At 62.8% G+C, this 17067-nt stretch carries 18 protein-coding genes; 9 read left to right on the top strand and 9 right to left on the bottom strand.

Features of this window, described 5'->3' with window-relative positions; all coding sequences use genetic code 11:
* The first annotated feature begins 133 nt into the window (after positions 1-133).
* A complete protein-coding gene (locus AC5FRW_RS02245; RefSeq protein WP_493566792.1) occupies positions 134-973 on the top strand; it encodes an ion transporter in 840 nt (279 codons plus the stop codon).
* A gap of 4 nt (positions 974-977) precedes the next feature.
* Here AC5FRW_RS02245 and AC5FRW_RS02240 read toward each other — a convergent pair whose 3' ends face one another.
* Positions 978-1175 (bottom strand): hypothetical protein, encoded by a 198-nt coding sequence (locus tag AC5FRW_RS02240; RefSeq protein WP_493566791.1) that lies wholly within the window; start codon positions 1173-1175, stop codon positions 978-980.
* A 200-nt stretch (positions 1176-1375) separates the two neighbouring features.
* Between AC5FRW_RS02240 and AC5FRW_RS02235 the strand changes: the two genes are divergently transcribed.
* From AC5FRW_RS02235 to AC5FRW_RS02220, 4 genes are all read left to right on the top strand, one after another.
* Entirely contained in the window at positions 1376-2413 is a 1038-nt protein-coding gene (locus tag AC5FRW_RS02235) for a PHP domain-containing protein (RefSeq protein WP_493566790.1), read from the top strand.
* A 59-nt stretch (positions 2414-2472) separates the two neighbouring features.
* Entirely contained in the window at positions 2473-3096 is a 624-nt protein-coding gene (locus AC5FRW_RS02230) for a class I SAM-dependent methyltransferase (protein WP_493566789.1), read from the top strand.
* A gap of 42 nt (positions 3097-3138) precedes the next feature.
* Positions 3139-3636, top strand: coding sequence for an acyltransferase (locus AC5FRW_RS02225; RefSeq protein ID WP_493566788.1), 498 nt, complete (start codon positions 3139-3141; stop codon positions 3634-3636).
* A gap of 67 nt (positions 3637-3703) precedes the next feature.
* Positions 3704-4144, top strand: coding sequence for an SHOCT domain-containing protein (locus AC5FRW_RS02220; protein ID WP_493566787.1), 441 nt, complete (start codon positions 3704-3706; stop codon positions 4142-4144).
* Between the two features lie 19 nt (positions 4145-4163).
* Here the strand turns inward: AC5FRW_RS02220 and AC5FRW_RS02215 are convergent, their stop codons facing one another.
* From AC5FRW_RS02215 to AC5FRW_RS02205, 3 genes are all read right to left on the bottom strand, one after another.
* Positions 4164-4790, bottom strand: a complete 627-nt coding sequence (locus tag AC5FRW_RS02215; RefSeq protein WP_493566786.1) for a helix-turn-helix domain-containing protein — start codon at positions 4788-4790, stop codon at positions 4164-4166.
* An 89-nt stretch (positions 4791-4879) separates the two neighbouring features.
* The gene (locus tag AC5FRW_RS02210) at positions 4880-5296 is read right to left on the bottom strand and encodes an SRPBCC family protein (RefSeq protein WP_493566785.1); all 417 of its coding nucleotides are present in this window, start codon (positions 5294-5296) and stop codon (positions 4880-4882) included.
* Between the two features lie 124 nt (positions 5297-5420).
* Positions 5421-7814 (bottom strand): DEAD/DEAH box helicase, encoded by a 2394-nt coding sequence (locus AC5FRW_RS02205; RefSeq protein WP_493566784.1) that lies wholly within the window; start codon positions 7812-7814, stop codon positions 5421-5423.
* An 84-nt stretch (positions 7815-7898) separates the two neighbouring features.
* Between AC5FRW_RS02205 and AC5FRW_RS02200 the strand changes: the two genes are divergently transcribed.
* Both AC5FRW_RS02200 and AC5FRW_RS02195 read left to right on the top strand, forming a co-directional pair.
* Complete coding sequence (locus AC5FRW_RS02200; RefSeq protein WP_493566783.1) at positions 7899-8603, top strand: 5-formyltetrahydrofolate cyclo-ligase; 705 nt, start codon at positions 7899-7901, stop codon at positions 8601-8603.
* Between the two features lie 184 nt (positions 8604-8787).
* Entirely contained in the window at positions 8788-9384 is a 597-nt protein-coding gene (locus tag AC5FRW_RS02195) for an IS6 family transposase (RefSeq protein ID WP_493566948.1), read from the top strand.
* Between the two features lie 79 nt (positions 9385-9463).
* Here AC5FRW_RS02195 and AC5FRW_RS02190 read toward each other — a convergent pair whose 3' ends face one another.
* The 4 genes from AC5FRW_RS02190 to AC5FRW_RS02175 all read right to left on the bottom strand — a co-directional run bounded on the left by AC5FRW_RS02190 (position 9464) and on the right by AC5FRW_RS02175 (position 12309).
* Complete coding sequence (locus tag AC5FRW_RS02190; protein WP_493566782.1) at positions 9464-9919, bottom strand: hypothetical protein; 456 nt, start codon at positions 9917-9919, stop codon at positions 9464-9466.
* 3 nt (positions 9920-9922) lie between these two features.
* Positions 9923-10561: a hypothetical protein gene (locus AC5FRW_RS02185; protein ID WP_493566781.1), complete on the bottom strand. Its 639-nt coding sequence runs from the start codon at positions 10559-10561 to the stop codon at positions 9923-9925.
* Positions 10562-11309: 748 nt separating this feature from the next.
* Positions 11310-11657 carry a hypothetical protein gene (locus AC5FRW_RS02180; RefSeq protein ID WP_493566780.1) on the bottom strand — a complete coding sequence of 116 codons (348 nt, stop codon included), beginning with the start codon at positions 11655-11657 and terminating at the stop codon, positions 11310-11312.
* 238 nt (positions 11658-11895) lie between these two features.
* Complete coding sequence (locus AC5FRW_RS02175) at positions 11896-12309, bottom strand: universal stress protein (protein WP_493566779.1); 414 nt, start codon at positions 12307-12309, stop codon at positions 11896-11898.
* 159 nt (positions 12310-12468) lie between these two features.
* On the opposite strand from AC5FRW_RS02175, the gene AC5FRW_RS02170 reads away from it, so the two are divergent.
* Both AC5FRW_RS02170 and AC5FRW_RS02165 read left to right on the top strand, forming a co-directional pair.
* Positions 12469-14370, top strand: a complete 1902-nt coding sequence (locus AC5FRW_RS02170) for a receiver/sensor box histidine kinase (RefSeq protein ID WP_493566778.1) — start codon at positions 12469-12471, stop codon at positions 14368-14370.
* A gap of 62 nt (positions 14371-14432) precedes the next feature.
* Positions 14433-15545: an NAD(P)/FAD-dependent oxidoreductase gene (locus AC5FRW_RS02165; protein WP_493566777.1), complete on the top strand. Its 1113-nt coding sequence runs from the start codon at positions 14433-14435 to the stop codon at positions 15543-15545.
* An 86-nt stretch (positions 15546-15631) separates the two neighbouring features.
* Here the strand turns inward: AC5FRW_RS02165 and AC5FRW_RS02160 are convergent, their stop codons facing one another.
* Positions 15632-17059, bottom strand: coding sequence for a dihydrolipoyl dehydrogenase family protein (locus AC5FRW_RS02160; protein ID WP_493566776.1), 1428 nt, complete (start codon positions 17057-17059; stop codon positions 15632-15634).
* Between the last annotated feature and the right edge of the window lie 8 nt (positions 17060-17067).

The following is a 17067-nucleotide window of genomic DNA, read 5'->3' as shown; positions in this document are numbered from 1 at the left end:
GGCGTAGTCACGGTGTGCCCGGTCGACCCACGATAGGTGTGGCCGATTCGGGACAGACCGACGACGATCCGTGTCGACGTTCGCAAACCCAACCCGAGTACTGACGTAGCTCGCTCCTGCAGTGTCTATCTGAATGACGAGCGCGAGCACGACGGACCGGCGGACGTTCCGCGAGACCGTCCGGTTCTACCTGCTGGATCACAGGACCGTCCTCGGCAAGGCCATCGACATCGCCCTCCTCGTGCTGAATCTCGTGTTCGTCGGCGTGTTCGTCGCCGAGACCTACACGCTCTCGCCCGAAATCCGTGCGTCGCTCTGGACGGCCGAGGTCGCCATCGCCACCGTCTTCCTCGTGGAGTACGGCTTGCGGCTGTACGGGGCCGAGAATCGACTGGCGGAGTTTTTCAACGCCTACACGTTGGTGGACCTGCTCGCTATCGTGCCGACGCTGATCGTCTTCCTCTCGCCGACGCCCTCGACCGTCGCCAGCATCGGCTTCCTGCGGGCGATCCGGGTCGTCCGTGTGCTTCGTTTCTACCGGTTCACTCGCGACGCGGAGTTTTTCTTCGGGACGGTCTCCGACAACACCCTGCGGACGATGAAGCTACTGCTGACAGTGCTGATGGTCCTTTTCGTCTCCGCCGGTGCGTTCTACAGCGCCGAGCAGGCCGCGAACGCGAACATCAACACCTTCGGCGACGCGTTCTACTACGTCGTCGTGACGCTGTCGACCGTTGGCTTTGGCGACATCCTCCCGGTGACGACAGCGGGGCGCTGGGTCACTATCGTGGCGATCCTCACGGCCGTCATCCTCATCCCATGGCAGGCGAGAAAGATCGTTCGCGAGTGGGCGAGCAAAGAGAAGGTCGACATTACCTGCTCGAACTGCGGGCTGACGTACCACGACGCCGACGCCTCCCACTGCAAGGCCTGCGGCCACGTCATCTATCAGAAACACGACGACCGTGACTGAACGATCACGTCGACGCGAGGTGGTCGAACAGCCGTGCGACCGCGACCACGAGCAGGACGTACGTGCCGACTTCGCCCGCCAGATGGACCTCTGGATCGCCGTAGGGCGGCAGGAAGCGGACCTCGATCTGGTTCCGGGTCGGTCTGACGAGCGGAGTCACGCCGAGTCGACGCAGGTACTGTGCTGACAGTGTCCCTCGCATCTCGTTCGGTCGCCGTTTGGCGCACGCTGCAATATGTCTACGGTCCAGATAACGACGAGATACGTACCACAAACGTTCGTCGCTCCGCTGCTGTCGCCGGTGGTGACGGCGCGGACCTCCTCGTCGGTGCCAGTGCGGGCGACGACGAGCGCTCTGACTGGCCGCGTAGCTTTAGCGGTCAGCGCCCCTCCAGTCGACCGATGACCGACCTCACGCTGAACCCATACGCTGGCGTCGACTGGGACGAAGTCGAGCAATACACGGCGCAGCTCCATGCACACACGGCCCATCCGCCGACCGAGGGTCACAGCGGGACGGACTCGCCCGGGGTAGTCATCGATGACTACCGCGACGCCGGCTACTCGGTGCTGGCGCTCACGGACCACGAGTACACCATCGAGAAGACGACCTGGCCCTGGACCGACTGGGACCGCGACCCGGACGAACTGGGGATGCTCGCCATCGAGGCGGCAGAACTGGGCGGCAGCGCCGAGGGCATCGAGCACGACCTCATCAGCCTCTTCGGTGATCTCGCGAACACGTCGGGGATGACCGTCCACGAGGTCCTCGACCGGATCGGGGAGCGGGGCGGCCTCGCCTTCTTCCCGCACCCGGCGCGGTACAACGAGGACGGCGACTGGTACGTCGAGTACTTCGAGGCGCATCCGCACCTGCTCGGGGTGGAGGTCGTCAACGCTGCCGACCGCTACCCGACCAACCGCGACGTGTGGGATCACCTGCTCGGAGAACTCGGCGGCGACCGTCCCGTCTGGGGGTTCGCGAACGACGACTACCACGGCCGGGACGCGGGCTACTCCTTCGACCGCTCGCGCAACGTCCTCCTGCTCTCGGAACTGAGCGAAACGGCGGTCCGGGAGGCACTCGTCGAGGGCCGGTTCGTCTACCAGCACGTCGCCACGGCGGGGACGAGCGACGAGCACTTCGGCGACGGTCCGAAGCCGGCCGACGCAGGCCCACAGACCGCCGACGACGAGCCACCGACCGTCGACGCGATCAGACACGACGCCGAGCGGGGCGAACTCGTCGTCGAGTCACCCGACGCGGCAGAGATTCAGTGGGCTTCCGAGGGGGCCGTCGTCGCCCGCGGTCCCCGATTGCGCTACCGCGAGACCGACGGTCTCGGCAGCTATGCCCGGGCGCGACTGCTTTCGGAGATGGGCAGTGAGACGGGAACCCAGCCGTTCCTGTTCGAGCACGGTGTCCCGTCGTCCGAGTGATCGCTCGTGTCGGCCGGTGGGGCCGAAACGTATTCTGTCGCCGCGTCCGTCTCGCCGGCATGGTTCGGGACCGCTGGCAGCAGTTCTACGAGGCGCGTGACTACGACCGCTGTGCGTACCTCGACGGCGAGGCGATGATCGACCATGCGACGGCGTTCGTCGAGCGCGTCGGCGTCCCGGAGACGGTGCTGTCGGTGGGCTGTGGCCCGGCCGTCACGGAGTTCGCACTCGCCGAACGGTACCCCGAGACCGATTTCGTCTGCGTCGACGTGGCCGAGCGCGTGATCACGGACAACCGCGACCTCACGCGGGAACGGGGTGTCGAGAACCTCACGTTCGCGGTCGCCGCGCTGCCCGACCTGCCCCTCGATGGGCGCTTCGATCTGGTCTACTGTGTGGCGACGCTGTACTTCGTCGCCGACGTCGACGCAGCACTGCGAGTGCTGTACGACCGGGTCGCCGACGGCGGTCACCTCGTCGTCAGCTACCCGACGACAGCCCTCCAGTCGTGGGTCCGCGAGCAGGACGATCAGAAGCGCGCCTTCTTCGAACTCGTCGAGGCGGGGACGAACCTGCGGACGGCGACAGATATCGAGGACCTGCTCGACGCGACGGTCACCGAGTACGGTGACCTCGTCGGTGCCGGCGACGCCGTGGCCGGGACCGTCGTCGTCGAGCGATAGCGCGGGCACAGCCTACTTGCCCGGTGGGGCGCAAGGGAGTGCATGGACGAGTCGGGCGAGAGGCGACGGGGACCGACGCCGGTCAACGACAGCGTCGAAGTGCGGGACGTGCCGGCCGCAGCGTGGTATCGAATCCGGCATCCGCTTCGCTTCGGGCCGACGTATTACGTTTTAGAACTATGTAAACACCTGCCGCCGCTGGTGACGAACCCGATCTATCGAGCGCTGGGCGTCGACATCGGCGAGGGATCGGTGCTGGCCCCGGCGGTGGTCGTCGATCCGTTCTTCCCCGAACTGATCACCATCGGCGAGCGCTCGATGATCGGCTGGGGGACGAAGCTGCTGACCCACGAAGGATATTCCGATCAATGGCACGTCGGTCCCATCGAAATCGGCGACGACGTGACGCTGGGACATAGCTGCTCGACTCGGCCGGGCGTGACCATCGGGGACGGCGCGACCGTCGCGGCCCACTCGTTCGTGAACCGGGATGTCGAACCCGGCGAGCGCGTCGGCGGCGTCCCGATCGAACCGCTGTGACGGGCGCCGGCGGGCGGCGCGGGGTCTCTCGCCAGTGTTATGGTCGTCTCCCGAGAACGATCGATCGATGACCGAGGAGACGCCGATGGACCGCGCCCGGCAGAACGTCACGGGCATCGTCTCGATGCTGGTGACCGGCATCTGGATGGCCGCACTCTTTACCGGTCAGGAGTGGTGGCTCGCTGCGCTGTTGCTGGGCTACGTCGTCGTCCTCCCGCTGACGGCGCTCCTGTTCGGCGACGAGGAGGACAGAGCCGAGTGGATGGACGACTGGTCCAGCGACGAGTCGACCGTCCAGACCGACGCGACGGACGAGACGAGCGACGAGACGGCGCTCGAATCACTGCGCCGGCGCTACGCCGAGGGGGAACTCACCGACGAACAGTTCGAGCGGAAACTGGAGCGTTTGCTCGAAACCGAGACCCTCGAAGACGTCGAAGAGTACCGCCAGCGGGCCGAGAGCGAGCGAGAAGCGACGGACTCCGAGCGCGAACTGGAGCGCGAGTAAGCGGCGACGACACGCCGTCTCAGGCCAACAGGTCGCCCAGTACCTTGGTCTGGGCCGCTCCGAGGTGTTCCGCGAAGGTCGACACCGAGATGCCGAGTGCCTCGGCGACTTCCCCGGCGTTGGCACCTTTCGGGTACTCGAAATAGCCCATCTCGTGGGCCGTCTCCAGCACCTCCCGCTGGCGGGCGGTCAACTGCCCGCGGTCGACGAGGACCCCGTCGTCGATGGTCTCGTCGCCGTCCTGCTGGAGCGAGCGCAGCGCCACGTCGTCGAAACTCTCGCGCAAGGCCTCGACGACGCGCCGAACGTGGCCGGCGTCGTCGATGTAGACCGTAACGAGGAGTTCGCCGTCCGCTGCCTGAATGTCGCTCACGACACAGCCGAGCGTCTCGATGGTGTCACAGAAGCAGTCTTCTTCCGGATCACGGCGGAACTGATAGCGGGCCTCCGTCCCGTTCTCGAAGATCTGTTCGGCGTGCTCGCCCGCGTCGCTGTCCGGCGGTGCGTTGAACTCCTCGACGACAGTCTCCCCACCGGTCGAACGCGTGACGTTGGTCACCGCGCCGTCTGCCCCGGTCGAGGCGTGGGCCACGGGGCAGGCCGCCGGCGAATCGATCGTCAGTTCCATGCGCAGTCCCTCGGTCATACCAGACGGTTCGTTCCCCACAGTAAAACGGGGGTCGGGCGTTCTCACTCTGTGGGAACGCCCCACGGCGTGGCGTCTCGGGGGACCGGTTACGAGACCTGCGCTTCGAGCCAGTCGAACTGCGTTTCGAGTTCGGAACTGCGCTGGCGCTTGACGACGGTCGTATCGAGGACCTTCCCGACGATGGGGAGATCGACCGCCTCGAACGTCGTCGTCGCCATGAGACGTGCCCCCGACTCGGCGTCGGTGAGGCGATAGACGGTGGTCATCTCCTCGAAGATGCCATCGCGCTGCTCGTAGGCCAGCACGGCGTCGGCACGCTCGACGAGTTCGACGACGAGTTCCGCGTCGAACAGGCCGACGCGGGTCTGGATTCGAACGGTGTCGCCGTCGACCCTGACGGCATCGAACCCCGCGGCGTTCATGAACGACTGTGTGTCCGCGATCAGTCGAGCGACCTCGTCGGCCGTCGCCGGGAGGTCCCGCGCGACCGTCACCTCGTGCATACTCTCCCGGGCGTCTGCCGCCCGCATAAGCCTTCTGCGCTCGCTCTCGCTCGACGCCACTCACGTGTCGTGCTCCCGTTCGCTCAGTGTCTCGGTGTCCCGAACATGTCCCGTTGGGACCGGATCACCCGCCGTCGGTCAGCCCGTCGAGGAGGTACGTCGCCAGTTCCTTGTCCAGCGGGTCGTTGGCGTTGCCACAGTGGGGTGACTGGACACAGGCCGGGCAGCCATCGGCACAGTCACACGAACGCAGCATGTCGAGCGTCGTCGCCATCAGGCCGTCAACGTCGGCGAAGGCGCTGCGGGTGATGCCGACCCCGCCGGGATGGCCGTCGTAGATGAAGATCGTGGGTGAATCGGTGTGGGGGTGCATCGGGGTCGACAGCCCCCCAACGTCACGGCGATCACACAGGTACTCGAAGGGAATCATCGAGATCATCGCGTGTTCGGCGGCGTGGATGCCGCCGGGGAAATCGCCGGGATCGTCGGGCACTGGTGGGCGGTCGAGGCTGTCGCTGGGGCCGTTTCCGCCGTCGTTGCTGCCGTCGGTGGCGACCTGCTCGCCCAGCATCGCCCGCTCCAGATCGGTCGGGACGGTGAAGTACAGTGCCTTCGTGCGCAATTTTGTCTCGGGCAGGTCGAGGGCGCGCTGGCCGATCACCTCGCCACTGGACCCGTCGCGGCGCTCGTAGCCCGTGATCTGCTTGCGCATGGTCACGTCGGCAAAGCGGACGGGCACGTCCGGGCGGGCGTCGATGGTGTCGGCCCGCAGGTCCGCTTCGACGGTGATCTCCTTGTCGTGGAGGACGCGGGTGAAGTAATCGGCCCACGTTCGGTCGAGCGTGGCGATGCCGTGATCGAGGTCGAGATCGGTCACTTCGTAGGTCGTCCCCTGATGGTGGTAGATCGCGCCGGGGTGGGCGTCGCGCAAGGCGTCGTCGAGCGACAGCGTCGCGATGGTGTCGCGGTTGTGGCGCAGTTGGACCTCCCCGTCGTCGACGGTCCTGAGGTTGGTGTCGTGCTGGGGGCTGCCCTCGCCGCCGTAGACCCAGCGAGTCCCGTCGCCCGTCGTCCGGCGGGCCAGTCGCCCGGCGCTCTCCAGATCGGCCACGAGCGAGGGGAACGACTCGCCGAAGTAGCGGTCGTCGTCGGGCCGTAGCCACGTCTCGCGGGCCGCCGAACAGACGTGATCGGGCATGAGCTGGTCGTTCTCGGGGTTGGTGACTGCCTGCTCTGGTGGATGGTCGAACAGCGCGTCGGGGTTGGCGACCACGTACTGATCGAGCTGGTCCTCGCCGCCGACGAGGACGACGAGCGCGGGATCGGTCCCCCGTCCGGCACGACCGGCCTGCTGGAAGGTCTGCATCCGCGTGCCGGGGTAGCCGTCGAGGACGACGGCGTCCAGCCCGCCAACGTCGACGCCGAGTTCGAGCGCGTTCGTGCTCCAGACCCCGCGGAGGTCGCCGGACTTGAGGTCCCGTTCTAGTTCCCGGCGGCGCTCGTCGGTCAGCGCGGCCTGATACGCCCCGACAGCGTTGGCGAGGTCGTACTCTCCGCGGTCCCGAAGGTCCTCGGCGCTCTCGGTGGCGTAGCGCTCGGCGGTCTGTCGCGAGCGGGTGAACACGACCGTCTGGAGGCCCCGCTGGACCAGATCCACGAACAGCTGTTTGGTCTCGACGTGACTGGACTTCCGGCGGCCGGTGCCCCACCCGTCACCGCTGTACTCGGGGGGGTTCCAGACGAGCCACTGGCGCGGGCCGCTGGCGCTCGTGTCCGCGTCGATCAGGCGATAGGACGACTCGGGCGTGCCCGTCACCGTCGCAGCGTGTGCGACGGGGTTGCCGATGGTCGCCGAGCAACAGATCCAGTCGGGGTCTGCATCGAAGCGCTCGGCGACGCGCTGGAGCCGTCGCATGACGAGCGCGACGTGGCTGCCGAACACGCCCCGGTAGCTGTGGACCTCGTCGATCACGACGGTGTCGAGGCGCTGGAAGAACCACTTCCACAGTCGGTGGGCGTGTGGGAGGATGCCGTAGTGGAGCATGTCCGGCGTCGTCAACAGGACGGTGGGCTGGCGCTCGCGGATCTGCTCTTTCTCGGTCGTCGACTGACGGCCGGTGTACTGTGCGACCGAGACGCCGGAGGCAAAGCCCAGCCGGTTCGCCAGTTCCGAGAGGGTCTCGGTCTGGTCGTTGATCAGCGCGACCTGCGGGGCGATGTAGAGTGTCGTCCGCCGGTCGTCCATGGCCCGCTCGAAGGCCGGGACCGTGTACGCGAGACTCTTGCCACTCGCCGTCTCCGTCGCCAGCACGACGTTCTCGCCGTTTCGGGTGGCCTCGATGGCCGCGGCCTGATGGGCGTAGGGCTGCTTGATCCCGTCGGCTTCGAGCGCGCTCGCTAGCCTGTCGTTCAGGTCCAGATCGGCGAAGCTAGCGTCGCGGCCGGGGACCGTCCGTGCGTCGCGGACCTGGCCCTCGTAGTACGGCCGGCCCCGAAGCCACTCGATGGTCTCGTCCACACGGTCCCTTTGGCTGCCGGTGCCTAATGTCGCTCGGTCGCTGTAACGGCGACGTTTTTGCGTCTCCTGGCCCACGCTCTACGCATGCCCGACAAGCAGTCCCGCCGAGAAGCAGTCTGGGACGACCTCGAAGAAAGCGGCGCGGCTCGCTTTCCTTTCCCGCCCCACGGCCGCATTCCCAACTTCGCCGGGGCCGACGACGCCGCCGAGCGACTCGCCGAGACCGACGCGTGGCGGGCCGCCGACGCCGTCAAGGCCAACCCGGACGCGCCACAGCTCCCCGTCCGCCGGGCGGCGATGCGTGCCGGCAAAACCGTCTACATGGCCGTCCCCCGCCTGACCGACGAGCAGTGTTTTCTGCGACTCGACCCCGACGAAGTCCCGGACATCGACGACGCCACGACCGTCGGTGGGTCGGCAAAGCACGGCGTGGCGGTCGGCCCTGACGAGATGCCCGCCATCGATCTGATCGTCTCGGGCAGCGTCGCCGTCAGCGAACGCGGCGCACGCATCGGCAAGGGCGAGGGGTACAGCGACCTCGAATACGCCGTCCTGCGAGAACTGGGGCTGGTCGACGACGAAACGCCGGTCGTGACGACCGTCCACGAACGACAGGTCCGCGACCACGAACACGTCGACGCCCACGACGTACCGATGGACCTCGTCGTCACGCCCGAGCGGACCATCACCACCGAGACGCCCTACGATCGCCCGGACGGGATCGACTGGGACGCGCTGAGCGACGAGCGCATCGCGGAGATGCCGGTGCTGTCGCGATTGCGTCAGTGAAGAGCGGGGTACAGCCCGGACTTACATCGACCCTCCTTGGGTTTGGGCCTATCGGAGATCCACGGAGATGATGAATTCGATCCCTGTGTAGGCGATCATGTTTAGTTAAGAGTGAAATGTGAGGTGGACGGATTTCTTGGTGCCTATGCCAGAAATCACCCGCCTCATTGGAGTTAGAGAGTAGATTGATTTGGATTTTGTGGAGCGCAAGCGGACACCCGAGTGGATAATGGCACGGGGTATTCATTCGCACATTGCGGGCCTCTCGCTGTCGCATACCGTCGATTTACTCGAAGACCTGGGTGTCAAGCGTAGTCGGAAAGCGGTCCACGATTGGGTACAGAAAGCCGATCTACAGACAGAATCGGGTCGATCACCGAATCAGATCGCGCTCGACGAAATAGTGATTCGGATCAACGATCAGCAGTTCTGGCTGTACGCCGCCGCAGATCCCGAGACCAACGACCTGCTGCACGTCCGCCTCTTTTCGACAACGACGACCGCTCTCACCGAAATATTCTTGCGCGAACTTCGGCAGAAACACGATGTTGAAACTGCCGAATTTCTCGTCGATGGCGCTCACCCCCTCCAAACTGCGCTTCAACGAGCTGGTCTCCGATTTCAGATGTGTCGCGCTGGAAATCGGAATGCCGTCGAACATATCTTTCGAGAAGTGAAACGCCGAACTTCGTCGTTCTCGAACTGCTTCATCGACGCCGAACCCGAAACAGCCGAATCATGGCTTCAAGCCTTCGCCTGCTGGCACAATGCTCCAAAATAAACACTACCCCTTCGAAAGAGCGTAAATATATCAGTCAGGGCCGAAGGGGGAGTTTTTTTTATCGGATTGTGGATTGTTATTATCCATCATTCACTATCACTTTTTTGTTTCCACAGTTCACCTGATAATCGCCATCCGCAAAAATGGTAAGATCTACCCAAGTTGACTCTTCTTGAGTACCAGGAGATCTAGAATAGTCGCCCTCAACATATAGATTCCAAGTCGATTCACCTTCTCCACCCGAAGTTTCAACGGTTGTTATTTCATCGAAGTGCCAGTCCGGTGCGCCAGCACGACCCATATAGCTTTGGTCCAAGTTAGTGATATCATGTCCATTAGATGACCAATCCACAGATACCTGTAGTTTATAATATGTACCATTAAAAAGACCTTTGCGCACGGATTTACAGGTCACACTGTGGTCCCCATCTGCGGTTACTCCAGCACTTGCTGAGTAGATCGCACTGGTAGCAATTGCGGAGCTTCCAATTCCTTTGATTAACTTTCGTCTTGATATGTGTGATTTATTTCCCATAATTTATATTGGATTCCGTTCTTCTAGAATATTGTATTTGCCCTCTTCGTTACCTCGAATCTTAACTTTCGCAGTAACTGTTCTATATGCGACCCCAAAGTGGAGTTGGAATTGTCCCGCTTCCCAGGCATGGAAGTGAGTATCCCATTTTGTCGTTTTACCGCTTGTTCCGGATCCTTTTAGGTATCTTCCCGCTGCGGCGTTTGAGTGGCCGTTACTATTGCTGCTAACGTCTGAATAGCCCTTGCCATTTCCGTGTGGTTCCCACGAGAAGTTGGTGTTGAACGTATACTCTGTAGTCAGACCAGTGGACCCCTTAACTTCAATATGTGCGTAGCCACCATTGGACTGAATAGAGATTCCTTGGTTTGCCTCTCTAGCTTCCCAGTCTACTTTTGTCAACCGGTCAAGGACTGCTTCCTGTTGTTCCTTGGTTAATTCCTCAGCGATTTCTGGATTTTCTAATGGTCTATGATTAATGATAAACTTCTCTACTTCCTCCTTCTCGTCTGGATCAAAGTCGTATTTGCTTGATCTCCTTCTCCGCTGGGCACTTACCGAACCTACGCCAATCAAGCCGCTGACCGAGGAAGCAACAAGGCCTGTTGATTTCAGTATCTTACGCCTGGACTTCTCTGTCATTTTTCACCACAGGCCTTCCTGATGATTGAAACCCATAAATATCTTTGGAAATCCAAAATACATAATATAATGATTCCACACCATAATTTTGCCTAATGAAACACTCTGTTTTGGATTTTCAGATACACGGCTCTAACGGTAGGTATTAAAAAGGCGATGCCGATTAAGACGGCAATTATTGAATAAAAAATAGAGATATTATTGATACCGAAAATAATAAAAGAAAATCCTACCAAAACACCTAAGAGATGGGATAAGAATTTTAGAGATGAAAATCTGAGATTGTGTTTGTTCATTCTAGTCATTGTCTCTCCATTAGGATCTATGTCTTCTTCGGCAGGGCTATTCTCACCCATACAAAAGACACTCAACCAACACATAAATTCGTTGTGGTATAAGTGGACTGGGAGCCGCCAAGTTAGGCAGAACTTTGGATTATTAATTTATATTACTAACAACATGCGCCTAGCTGAGCACTCAACGGTAACACTAGTCAGCGCTTCTAAACATTCATAAAACAACTCATCCTGAGTAATATGGTTAGAGATACCATGACTCTCTTATAAAATAAGATGTCGGATGTTATTTTATCATCGCTATTGTGAAGCACATTGTTGATTTTCAAAGGGCGTCGGAATCCACGGCCACATGCTGCCGCTCAAGGATTTTACATTGATCCATTATGTGGTTGAAGCGCAACATGGCAGTCCGATAGGCTATAATAAACCGGGTTCAGGTGGGTCGAAAATTAGATCAGTGCGTGAACGATGGCGCCCGATATGAACGCGATGATCATCAAGACCATCGTTGCTGTGTCTGTTGTCTTGTGAATACGCAGGGCGCCAGGGCGGGCATCACGAAGTGCTGGGCCACTGCCATCACGACGACACTTCGTGCAGAGATAAGCAGGTTCACCAACGTAGGGTGGATCAAGCGTAATTCGTTCTGGCTGATCACTGGATCGTTCGTCGTAGTGTCTCTTTATTATCGGGAGGAAAACGCGGTCCCCATCGAACTCTTCACCACACCCATCACAGACGAGAACTGTCTCTTCGACCGTTGTCGTTTGCTCGACCCTGACGATTTCCTCGCCCATGTGGCGTCCCTGTCACTGAAAGTCAATATAATACACGATAGCGTTGGCATTACTGGACGGATTATGAGTCGAAAGATTGGACTACGCGATGGAACACCGGTGAGTATCCGCAATCTGTCTGTTGCGTCATTAGGGATAGTGTAGATTAGATTTTAGATTGGCTTCCTGTGGAAGTACAAAAGTGGCTGATTCCCTCAGCATTCACTACAGTATCGTCGCCACGCGAGGATATAACGACCTAGACCAGCATCACGGGCCGATCACAGGCCTTGACGACCTGCGCGGTGACGGTCCCGAGCGTTCGGTCGTGGTCGTGACCCTGATAGCCCATCACGATCAGGTCGGCGTCGACGGCATCGGCGTAGCGGCGAATCTCGCGGCTCGGAGTGCCGTGGCAGTTGTGGACCTCGGTGCCGACGCCGTGGTCGTGGGCGCGCTGGCTCAGCCGCTGTAGCAGCGCGGTCCCGTCGTCTTCGCGCTGGTCGACGACGAGTTCGGCCGACGAGAGTGCTGGCTCGCCGATGCGGGCCGTATCGACGACGTGGAGGAGCGAGAGGTCACCGTCGAACTGCCGGGCCATGTCGAGCGCGCTGTCGAATGCGAGGTCGGCGTGGTCGCTGCCGTCCGTTGGCACGAGGATGCGGTCGTACATGGCCGAGCGATACGCTGGCGGGGATCAAACTGCTTGTTGCGACCTGCTCGCGGGGTGGTGAGAGACAGGACACACGCTATCGACGGTGTGGAAATGTCGACACACCAATTGGATTCGATTGGACACCACGCATATGAGTCCGGCCGCCGAATTACCCCCATGGACGGCCAGCGCGCACCAGCGTCCGACCACCGCGATGGCAGAGAAGAGATCGACGTGCTGTACGTCGACGCTGCCGACGACGCGTCGACGGTCCGGTCGCGACTGGCCGAGCAAGGTCCGTTTGCCGTCGTCCACGTCACGGACGCCGAGGGAGCGCGAGAGCGGCTGTCGGTAGCCCCACCGGACTGTGTCGTCAGCGAATACGATCTCCCCGGCGAGAGCGGGCTGTCGCTCCTCCAGTCGGTCCGCGAGGAGTGGCCCGCACTGCCGTTCGTACTGGCGACGGATGTAGACGGGGATGACATCGCTCGTCGCGCGATCCGGGCCAACGTGTCGGGGTACGTCGAACGGACGCCCATCAGCGAACAGCTACCCGCGCTGGCCGAGACGATCACCACGGCCACGAGGCGGTCCCGCGACCGGCTGTCGATCCTCGACCGGATGACCGACGCGTTCATGGCACTGGACGATTCGTGGGAGTTTACCTACCTCAACGAACGGGGTCGAGAGGTCGTCTGTGAGGCAGCGGCCGTCGACCGCTCGGTGGAGACACTGGTCGGAGCTAACATCTGGGAGCTGCTGCCCGAGGCGGTCGATTCGACGTTCTACGACCGGTATCACGAGGCCATGACGAATCAGGAACCGGTCACCTTCGAGGCGCAGTACGGCCCGCTCGGCACGTGGTTCGAGGTGCGAGCCTACCCCGCCGCCGGCGGTCTCTCGGTGTACTTCCAGGACATCAGCGACCGCAAGGAGCGGATGCAGGAGTTGCACGAACGCGAGCGGGTCCTCGAAGAGATGTACCGGGTCGTCTCGGCCAAGGACATGACCTTCGAGGAGCAAGTCAATCGGCTGCTGTCGATCGGTCGCGAAGTGCTGCAGGCGGGCGCCGGGGTCCTCTCACGGCTGGAGGGCGAGGAATACGTCTTCGAAGTGGTCCAGGGTCCCGACACCGAACGGGAGCCGGGCGACCGGGTCCCGCTCGAACAGACCAACTGCGAACGCGCAATCGTCACCGAAGAGACGCTCGTACTCGAAGACATCGCCAGAACAGCACCCGAGTACCCGGAGTGCGTGCCGGTCGCCGAGAGCGGGGTCGCCTGTTACCTCGGGACGCCCATCGTCGTCGACGGTGACGTGTACGGGACGTTCTGTTTCTACGACCGCCAGCCACGCGCCGAACCGTTCTCGGACTGGGAGATCAGCCTCGTGGAGTTGCTTGGCAACTGGATCAGTTACGAGCGCGAACGCCGCCACCACCGCAGCGAGATCGAGCGTGAACGGAACCGGATGTCCGAGTTCGCCAGCGTCGTCAGCCACGACCTGCGCAATCCCCTCGGCGTCGCGCTCGGACGGATCGACGCGGCCCGTGAGACGGGCGACCCAGAGCACTTCGACGCCATCGAACGGTCGCTAGAGCGGATGGACGCCCTGATCGAGGACGTGCTGACGCTGGCACGCGACGGCGAGGCCGTGGAGGACCCACAGCCGATCGATCTCGCCGCCATCGTCGACGACGCTTGGGCCGTCCTCGACGCCGACGACGCGACCGTCCGCAACGACGTGACCGGACGCTACCTCGCGGATGCCGAGCGACTGCAGCGCCTGCTCGAAAATCTGTTTCGCAACGCCGTCGAGCACGCCGGTGCTGACGTGACGGTCACGGTCGACGATTGCGACGACGGTCGTGGCTTCTACGTCGCCGACGACGGGCCGGGCATCCCACCCGAAGAGCGCGAGCAGGTGTTCGAAACCGGCTTCACCACGAGTGACGACGGCACCGGCTTCGGCCTGAAGATCGTCACCGAACTCGCACAGGCCCACGGTGCGAACGTCACCGTGAGTGAGAGTGTCGCGGGGGGCGCACGGTTCGACGTTCGTGGTCTCGACCGCGAGTGAGGGGTCGTGTGGCCGGGTGGCGGTCTATGGGTTTAAACGGCCACACTCCTAACCAAAGCTCGATGACCGACACTCCCGAGTACGACGTCGCGGTCGTCGGCGGCGGTCCCGCCGGCCTGACCAGTGCGCTGTACACGACGCGGCTGGGCCACGATACGGTCGTCGTCGACCGTGGCGGTGGCCGCGCGGCGATGATGCGAGACACCCACAACGTCATCGGCGTGACCGAACACGTCTCGGGCAACGAGTTCCTGCAGACTGGCCGCGAGCAGGTCCAGTCCTACGGGGCCGACTTCGTCCGGGACTTCGTGTCCCAGATCGAGCAGACCGATACGGGCTTCGAACTGACCGCAGGCGAGGACACCGTCACCGCCCGCAAAGTCGTGCTGGCGACGGGGTTCAGCGACGAGCGCCCGGACCCGCCACTGCCCCGCACCGGACAGGGCCTGCACTACTGCCTGCACTGTGACGCCTACATGTTCGTCGACGAACCGGTCTACGTGATGGGCACCGGTGAGGCCGCGGCCCACGTCGCGATGATCATGCTGAACTTCACCGACGAGGTGGACGTGCTCACCCGCGGCGAGGCAATCGAGTGGAGCGACGAGACCGACGAACAACTGCGCGCCCATCCGGTCGACGTGATCGAGGCAGACATCGAATCGATGGAGAAAGACGAGAACGGCTGGCTGAAGGCGTTCGAGTTCGCCGACAGCGTGGAACCGCGTTCCACAGGGAACCGGACGGAGTCCGGTGGAAAGCGCCGCGAGTATCGCGGCGGCTTCCCGATGTACGGCTCGAACTACAACGCCGATCTGGCCGACCAGCTGGGCGTCGAGCGCAACGACGACGGCACCATCGCCGTCGACGATCACGGGCGCACCAGCGTCGACGGCGTCTCCGCTGTCGGCGACATCACCCCCGGTCACAACCAGATTCCGGTCGCGCTGGGCGAGGGCGCGAAAGCCGGCATCGGACTCCACTACGACCTCCGTGAGTTCCCGCGTTCGCGCGAGGAGATCGACGCGTCCGGTCCGGTCGGTTCCGAGGAGGTGCCGGCGATCTCCGCCGATCTGATGGCGACGGCCGTGACCCACGAGGGCCACGCCGCTGGCCCACGCGAGGACGCCGACATCGCGGCCGACACCGAGCAATCGGCGGCAAGCGACGACTAGAAGCGACGTGGCGGATTCGAAAGTGAGCGATAACTGGGCCGTTTCGCCCGTCCGGCACTCTCCGTCCCGTCAGTGTGCGATTACACTCACTCGGGAGCGGCGTCAGCGGATTCCGCGACGAGTGCAGCGGCGTCCCGGAAGAGACCGTCGAGGTTCTCGGGGAGCGTCGGGTGGTAGGCCCGATCTGGAATCTCGCGCACGTCTAAGCCCATCTCGACGACGATCTGCATGGTCTTGGCGAAGCTATCGGCGTGGTAGTGCAGTCCCTGCCAGCCAAGCACCGTTCCGTCGGTGCGGTCGACGACCAGTTTCGCCAGTCCTTCGGGGACGTCTTTGGACTTGAACACGCCGTCGTCGCTGGCCTGCCGGGTCGCGACCGCGACATCGAGACCGGCCTCGCGAGCGGTCCGTTCACTGTGGCCGACGCGGCCGAAGGGATAGACGCCAAGCCCGGAGAAGATGACGTGGTGGTGGACGTTCTGGTAGGGCTGGGTGGCGGTGTCTGCCTCCTGTCGGACGATGTTTTCCGCAGCCGTGAACCCCTGCTCCTTGGCGACGTGGAGGATCGGCTCCTTGCCGTTGACATCGCCGACGGCGTAGACGTGATCGTGTGCCTCGGTCTGCATCGTCTCTCGCACCCAATCACCTTCGACGGTGATGTCCGTACGTTCCAGTCCAAGTCCGTCGACGGTGGGTCGGCGGCCGGTAAAGCAAAACAGCTGGTCTGCCTCGTACGTTTCCTCGTGGCCGTCGTCGAACTCGGCGACGAGCCGAACCCCACCGTCGTCGGTCGGTTCGACGTTGCACTCGTAGCAGTTCGTCGGGATCGTCAGATCCCAGTTCTCGCGGTAGATGTCCAGTGCTGCGTCGCCGAACTCGGGGTCGGCCTCGTCGATGGGGCGATCGTCGTGTTCGATGACGGTGAGGTCCATCCCGCCGGCCTCGGCGAGATACGGCACCAGTTCCATGCCGATGTAGCCAAAGCCCATGACGATGCCCGAATCGGGGAATTCGCGGGCGTCGAGTACGTCCGCACTGGTCATGAAGTCGACCTCGTCGATTCCGGGGAGGTCGGGGACGTTGACGCTCGACCCCGTCGCGATCACGACGTAGTCGGCATCGTACTGCGTGCCGCCGGCTTCGACGGTGTGGGGGTCGACGAAGCGGGCGGTGTCGTGGACGAAGGTCACGTCGTCGCGCTCGGCCAGTTCCTCGATGCCGGCGCGGCGGTGGCCCGCCCAGTTCAGCGTGTGGTCGTCCTTCTGGTCGACGACGCGGTCCAGATCGACATCGGGCACGTCCCCGACGAGGCGGTCGTCGTGACGTGCCTGAAACCGGTGGGCGCCCGCCGAGAGGACCTCTTTGGACGGCATGCAGCCCCGCAGGATGCACAGACCGCCGCCCGGTTCGCCGTCGTCGATCAGTGTCAGTTCGATCCCCGGTTCGTCGGCGAGTTCGTACGCGACGGCGGCCCCAGCACTCCCGTAGGCCCCGACGATGACGACGTGGGTCATACGTGGAC

This window comes from Halomicrobium sp. HArcht3-1 (assembly GCF_058933345.1).
The sequence above is the reverse complement of the archived record's forward strand: the minus strand, read 5'-3'. Positions and strand labels throughout refer to the sequence as shown.

Coding starts and splice junctions, on each gene's coding strand:
- AC5FRW_RS02245 (WP_493566792.1), top strand. CDS start 134: ATGACGAGCGCGAGCACGACGGACCGGCGGACGTTCCGCGAGACCGTC.
- AC5FRW_RS02240 (WP_493566791.1), bottom strand. CDS start 1,175: ATGCGAGGGACACTGTCAGCACAGTACCTGCGTCGACTCGGCGTGACT.
- AC5FRW_RS02235 (WP_493566790.1), top strand. CDS start 1,376: ATGACCGACCTCACGCTGAACCCATACGCTGGCGTCGACTGGGACGAA.
- AC5FRW_RS02230 (WP_493566789.1), top strand. CDS start 2,473: ATGGTTCGGGACCGCTGGCAGCAGTTCTACGAGGCGCGTGACTACGAC.
- AC5FRW_RS02225 (WP_493566788.1), top strand. CDS start 3,139: ATGGACGAGTCGGGCGAGAGGCGACGGGGACCGACGCCGGTCAACGAC.
- AC5FRW_RS02220 (WP_493566787.1), top strand. CDS start 3,704: ATGACCGAGGAGACGCCGATGGACCGCGCCCGGCAGAACGTCACGGGC.
- AC5FRW_RS02215 (WP_493566786.1), bottom strand. CDS start 4,790: ATGACCGAGGGACTGCGCATGGAACTGACGATCGATTCGCCGGCGGCC.
- AC5FRW_RS02210 (WP_493566785.1), bottom strand. CDS start 5,296: ATGCACGAGGTGACGGTCGCGCGGGACCTCCCGGCGACGGCCGACGAG.
- AC5FRW_RS02200 (WP_493566783.1), top strand. CDS start 7,899: ATGCCCGACAAGCAGTCCCGCCGAGAAGCAGTCTGGGACGACCTCGAA.
- AC5FRW_RS02190 (WP_493566782.1), bottom strand. CDS start 9,919: ATGGGAAATAAATCACACATATCAAGACGAAAGTTAATCAAAGGAATT.
- AC5FRW_RS02185 (WP_493566781.1), bottom strand. CDS start 10,561: ATGACAGAGAAGTCCAGGCGTAAGATACTGAAATCAACAGGCCTTGTT.
- AC5FRW_RS02180 (WP_493566780.1), bottom strand. CDS start 11,657: ATGGGCGAGGAAATCGTCAGGGTCGAGCAAACGACAACGGTCGAAGAG.
- AC5FRW_RS02175 (WP_493566779.1), bottom strand. CDS start 12,309: ATGTACGACCGCATCCTCGTGCCAACGGACGGCAGCGACCACGCCGAC.
- AC5FRW_RS02170 (WP_493566778.1), top strand. CDS start 12,469: ATGGACGGCCAGCGCGCACCAGCGTCCGACCACCGCGATGGCAGAGAA.
- AC5FRW_RS02165 (WP_493566777.1), top strand. CDS start 14,433: ATGACCGACACTCCCGAGTACGACGTCGCGGTCGTCGGCGGCGGTCCC.
- AC5FRW_RS02160 (WP_493566776.1), bottom strand. CDS start 17,059: ATGACCCACGTCGTCATCGTCGGGGCCTACGGGAGTGCTGGGGCCGCC.